Genomic DNA, 5,520 nt, shown 5'->3' with positions numbered 1-5,520 from the left:
CGAAGCCTCCTCGCTATGCCGAATTGCTGTGTGGCCGAACGCTTTCGGGCATCGCGAAATAGACCTGGCGACGCCGGTGAGTGACCGGCATCCAGGTCGGTAGAACCGCACTGCCCTGGGTGTTTCGACGAATGCGCGGCGTCGGGGGTGACGCTCGTGCGCGTGATCCAACTAGTGCTCGAACCGGCCGGGTTGCCCGTTATTCCGCGGCCGGGGATGCGGGTGCCTCCGGGTCATCCGCATCTGGGGTGTACTGCTGTCGATCTCCTCCAACTTCACTACGAACGCTGCTCACCCGGCTCTGGTGAGCGATGCCCTGTCGCCTGCATCACACGGATGCCCTCCATGCATTGCGAAGACTAGGCGGAATCGTAATAAAACGGAACTTTTTCCCCGAAAAAAGTTGGACGAGCGTCTAGTTGGTTCCGAAGATCGCGGAGAGTCCGCAGAAAATGTGGGTGCGACCACATGACGAAGCCGCGCTGTGACCGAGCGCACTTCCGGTTGCGAAGACTATGAGTCGAAACGTTGCAACTGCGTTGCATCGACGCCCATGCGCCGGTCGAGCACTCGGATTTTCGCCTCGATCTGCGCATACAGCGGAGAATCTCGGTCAACGGTTGATCGATACACCGCCCAGGCGGCCGAATCGTCGCGTCCTTCGGCACCCGCGGTCCATCGGCTCAAGACCGAAGCTTCACCGGAACGCAACACAGCGGTCCGCAGACGTACCCGCAATTCATCGCGAATGTCTATAACTCCAGGAGCGTTCGAACGCGGCAGCGCCGGGCCCGCGTAGAGCCGCACCGCCGTATCGACGTCCCCGGAGTCCAGGGCGGCCCGCAGCGCCTCCACATCCGTGGCGATCGGGACCCGCAAACGATACGGGCGGGAACCGAAGACATTGGGGCCCACCACCGATCGCAACCGCGACATAGCGGCGCGAATCGTCGCATTGTCCAGATCGGCGTCATCCAGCAGCAGCGCCAGGTGATCGGCCGACAGTCCCTCGGGATGTTCGGCCAGCAGCAGCAGGATCTCGGCATGCCGCTGCGAGAGCGGCACCCGCTCCCCCGCCACCGTCAACTGCGGCTGACCCAGGCCGAGCACCTCCAGGCCCAGACGCTCCGGAATCGGCGCGTCCGCACTGCGGCGGTCATGACCGGAACGGACCGCGGCGAGCAGCAGATCCATCTCCGCGGCCGTCGCCGCCGCCTTCACCAGCGCCAGAATCTCCGGCCGCGCCACCCGCACGCCGCCGGCGATCATCAGCACACCGACCAGGCGGCCGTCCGGATCATGAACGGGCGCAGCGGCTCCGGTGATCTGATGCATGCGCTGCAGGAAATGCTCGGGGCCGTGAATCCACGCCGCCCGCCCGGTGCGCACCACCAGGCCGACGGCATTGGTGCCGACCCGGCGCTCGCTCAGGTCATTGCCCTCGCGCAAACCGGCCTCGGCCGCGGCCTGCACCCGATCAGGATTACCGTGCACCGAGAGCACCCGGCCGAACTGATCGGCGACCACCACCATGAGTCCCGTACTGGTGGCATCGCGCAGCAGCAACTTGTCCACCAGCGGCATCACGGCCGCGATGGGGTGCGCGACGCGATAGCGCTCCAGATCGGTTCCGCGTAGCCCGCGGCCGTCATTGTCATCCAGAGGATCGACACCGCCGCGGAGCGTGCGCAACCACGATTCGAGAACCATGGGGCGTAGGAGGCCGGGCAGCTGATTGAGCTGTTCGCCGCCCACACTGAGATATCCGTGGGCTTGAGCGGCATAGGCTTCGAGCGCACCCAACTGGGTGCCCGGCTCGGCACCGTGCTGCGGGCTACTCCCACCTGCGAGATTGCTGACCATTTGCCTTTCTTTCTGTCCCCGAAGAGTACCGGCGGGGTCCGACGCCTAAGTACGAAGCTGGTCGTTTGTCCCGCAGGTCACATCGGAAACCGAACCCCGCAGAATGTGAGCTGCATCTAATTGCGGATGCGCCACGGACTCGGCGGCCGCGGTGTAAGCCTGAGCGCGTGGACGATATCGACCTGACCGCACTGGACGGATTCGCGCGCGGATTTCCACACGGGGTCTTCGATCGGCTCCGGGCGAAAGCGCCGGTCTGGTGGCATCCACCCACCGTGCACACCCCGGACGGCGAAGGGTTCTGGGTACTGAGCCGGTACGCCGATATCGTCACCGCGGCCGCGGATGCGGACACGTTCTCCTCGCAGGGCGGCGGAAACCGTTCCGGCGGAGGAACAATCATCGAGGACCTGCCCGCGGACTGGGCCGCCGGAATTTTGCTCAACATGATGGACGATCCCCGGCACGCGCGGGTGCGGCGACTGCTGACACCCAGCGTTGCGCCCCGGACGCTGCGGCTCATCGAAGAGGAGCTGCGCGGACGGGCCGCGGCGATCGTCGCGGCCGCAATCGCCAAGGGCGAGTGCGACTTCCTGCTCGACCTCGCTGCCGAGTTGCCACTGCAGGCGGTGGCGCAATTGCTGGGGGTGCCGCAGCAGGATCGGCATCAGCTGTTCGCATGGGCGAATGTGGCACTCGATTACGAGGATCGGGAATTGGGTGAGGTCACCGCGCGCACCCGGCAGGCGGTGGCCGAGACCCGCGCCTACGGCGCACAACTGCTGGCGGCCAAGAGGATCGAGCCCGCCGAGGATCTGATGTCGCTGGCCGCCACCGCCACCATCGACGGGGAGCCGCTCTCGGATATGGAGCAGGCCATGCTCTTCAGCCTGCTGATCGCAGCGGGGAGCGAGACCACGCGGAACTCGATCGCGCTCGGCATGGCGGCACTGATCGAGCGACCCGACGTCTGGCGGCGACTCCGGGAGGATCGGACGCTCGTGGACGGCGCGGTGGAGGAAATGCTGCGGTGGGCCTCCTCGACGCCGTACAACCGGCGCACCGCCACCCGCGATCACACCCTGGGCGGGCAGCGAATCCGGGCCGGGGACAAGGTGACACTGTGGTGGGCCTCGGCCAATCGGGATGCGGAGGTCTTCACCGATCCGCACCGGTTCGATATCGACCGGCGGCCCAATCCGCATCTGGCCTTCGGGCGCGGCGGGCACTTCTGCCTCGGTTCGGCGCTGGCACGCATGGAGATGCGGGTGGTCTTCACCGCACTGCTGGATCAGGTGGGCACGGCGGAACTGACCGGCCCGATCGAACACACCCGCAGCAACAAGCACACCGGCGTCCGGCACATGCCGGTGCGCTTGACCGCGGTCGGCTGAATTCAGTTGGGCGGCAGGGTCGGTCGCAGGGCGGCGCCGTCCCGCAGTTTGGCCGCACCCCACCACAGGCCGGTGCCGTAGGCGACATCCTCGAGCCGCTTGCACAGTACGTACCGGGTCGGGTCGAGACTTCCGGCCTCACGATGGATGAACCAGTCGGCCAGACCGTCGGCCACCGCGATGGTCACCGCGAGGTGCCGGATGCGGCGCGAGAACAGCATGCCCAGCAGCGTCACCGGCCAATAGTGGCGGCACATCGAAGAAGCCATGCGCCACATGCCGCCGGAGAAACCACGCGCCATATATATGGCGGCCACCCGCGTCGGATTGTCGAGTTCGGCGAAGACCCGGCGCAGCCGGAACAGCGTCGCGACCAGGGTCAGCGTGCCGCCGATGGCGCCCCAGCGGGTGAGGCTGCCGAACAGCAGCGCCGCCACCGCGGTCCAGATCGGAATCGACAGCGGCGCGGCCATTCCCGCATGCCGCTGCCCCAGCGGAGCCACGCCGGTACCATGGGTGACCTTGTGCGCGAACCATTTTCGCAGCGAGACCGGATTGCTGTGCGCGACCCGCGCGGCCGGCTCGTAGCGCAGCCGCCACCCGGCGCGATCGAGCCGCCAGCACAGGTCGATATCGCCACCGGCGGCCATGGATTCGTCGAACCCGCCCTCCCCCAGCAGCACGAGGCGGCGCACCAGCAGTGCGGTACTCGGCACATACGGCACCGGGCCGTGCGCCTGCACCGCCGACTCGCGGCGGCCGCGATGCAGCGAACCGCGGGTGTGCTCATAGCGGGCCAGCAGGGTGGAATCGGGATCCATGGCCAGGATGCGCGGTGCGACCAGGGCCACCTTCGGATCACTGAAGTGCCCGAGCATGACCTCCAGCCAGCCGGTGCGCGGTACCACATCCGGATCCAGGAAGGCTACGAATTCGGTCGCGGCGCACCGCAATCCGAAATTGCGGGCGGCGGCGACGCCCCGCCGGCGATCCCGGCGCAGCACCGTCACCCGGCAGCGATTGCCCGGCGACCGCGGAATCCGCACGGGCCGATCGGAACCGTCGTCCACCACGATCACGGTGTACCCGCGCAGGGCCGACAGCAGCCGCGTGAGACCGTCCGGATCATTGTGCACCGGCACGATGACGGTCACGTCCTCCAGCGAAGGGAGCAGGCGCGGACGCGGATTCGCCACTCCGGAGTCGAGCAGACGTCTGGCAACCCGAGCTGAGTTCGGGTCGGTCACCTCGAGGTACCCGTCACCGATCATGGCCGCAGCCTCCGGCGCTAGGCGGAGCAATCTGTTCGGCGAACCGCCGACCAGGAACCGTCCACCGGAGTAAGTGCGCACCCTGGGATCGATCCGCACCCCGAAACCATCGGGAAGGCGATCATGGCGCATTCCACAAATGCTAAGTCAGCCAACCGTTGGCAATCATGATTGGCGCGCCGCACTGCTCCGGTTAGTCCGATTGGTCCGCGCACCGAGTACGCAGCCGGACCACGGCAACACCCGGCGCTCTAGACTGCTGGGGAGAAAAAACCAGCAGGTGAAACAGGCAGGGGACGGAAATCCGAACCCACTGTGCCCACCGAGGATGCGGTCGAGGTGGTATGGGAGTCGGACGGATGCAGACAAGCGGGGGCGGAAGCAACACACTCTCGGAAGCCGAGATCGTCGAAGCCGCACTGCGGGTGGTCCGTCAGGACGGAGTGGAGAAACTCTCCATGCGCCGGCTCTCCCGCGAACTCGGCGTCTCCCCGATGGCCCCGTATTACTACGTCGCCGACAAACGCGAGCTGCTCGACCTGGTCGCCACCGCCGCGCTCACCGGAGTGCGCAAGCCGCCACCGGAATTCGGGCCGTGGCAAATGCGGCTGCGCGATCTCATCGATCAGATCGACGACAAATTGCGCCGGCATCCCGGACTCGGCGATGTGCTCATCGAACAGATGCTCGGCAAACAACTCGATCTCATCGCCGCCGTGATGGAGATCCTGTTCGACGCGGGATTCGACGATCGCAATGTGCTCGCCTCGTATGCGACCATCCACACCTACCTCTTCGGGCGCAGCAAGGTGAATCCGCGTGATCGTGGGGCACTACAGGATCGGGCGCTGCCGGAGGCGGTGGAGCGGGCCATGAAGCATCTGCCCGACCTGCGTGGGAAATACTCCTACGACTTCTCCATGGATGTGCTGATCGCCGGACTCGAGGCTCAGCTTGTCCGGCAGCGAGACAGCCACGTATAGTCAAACTAG

At 66.5% G+C, this 5,520-nt stretch carries 4 protein-coding genes; 2 read left to right on the top strand and 2 right to left on the bottom strand.

Translation table 11 applies throughout. The features are described from left to right. Positions 1-513 precede the first annotated feature (513 nt). Entirely contained in the window at positions 514-1,863 is a 1,350-nt protein-coding gene (locus ABZX86_RS37640; RefSeq protein WP_297610166.1) for a GAF domain-containing protein, read from the bottom strand. 167 nt (positions 1,864-2,030) lie between these two features. On the opposite strand from ABZX86_RS37640, the gene ABZX86_RS37635 reads away from it, so the two are divergent. After that, the gene (locus ABZX86_RS37635) at positions 2,031-3,257 is read left to right on the top strand and encodes a cytochrome P450 (RefSeq protein ID WP_355130818.1); all 1,227 of its coding nucleotides are present in this window, start codon (positions 2,031-2,033) and stop codon (positions 3,255-3,257) included. A 2-nt stretch (positions 3,258-3,259) separates the two neighbouring features. Here the strand turns inward: ABZX86_RS37635 and mftF are convergent, their stop codons facing one another. Beyond that, positions 3,260-4,660, bottom strand: a complete 1,401-nt coding sequence (gene mftF, locus ABZX86_RS37630; RefSeq protein ID WP_355130816.1) for a mycofactocin biosynthesis glycosyltransferase MftF — start codon at positions 4,658-4,660, stop codon at positions 3,260-3,262. Positions 4,661-4,887: 227 nt separating this feature from the next. On the opposite strand from mftF, the gene mftR2 reads away from it, so the two are divergent. Further along, the gene (mftR2, locus tag ABZX86_RS37625; protein ID WP_355130814.1) at positions 4,888-5,511 is read left to right on the top strand and encodes a mycofactocin system transcriptional regulator MftR2; all 624 of its coding nucleotides are present in this window, start codon (positions 4,888-4,890) and stop codon (positions 5,509-5,511) included. The last annotated feature ends 9 nt before the right edge of the window (positions 5,512-5,520 follow it).

This window comes from Nocardia sp. NPDC006630 (genome assembly GCF_040611495.1).
Classification (GTDB): Bacteria; Actinomycetota; Actinomycetes; order Mycobacteriales; family Mycobacteriaceae; genus Nocardia.
The sequence above is the reverse complement of the archived record's forward strand: the minus strand, read 5'-3'. Positions and strand labels throughout refer to the sequence as shown.

What these genes read in the sequence shown, in the direction of transcription:
- ABZX86_RS37640 (WP_297610166.1), bottom strand. Translation starts at nt 1,863, where the DNA reads ATGGTCAGCAATCTCGCAGGTGGGAGTAGCCCGCAGCACGGTGCCGAG.
- mftF (WP_355130816.1), bottom strand. Translation starts at nt 4,660, where the DNA reads ATGCGCCATGATCGCCTTCCCGATGGTTTCGGGGTGCGGATCGATCCC.
- mftR2 (WP_355130814.1), top strand. Translation starts at nt 4,888, where the DNA reads ATGCAGACAAGCGGGGGCGGAAGCAACACACTCTCGGAAGCCGAGATC.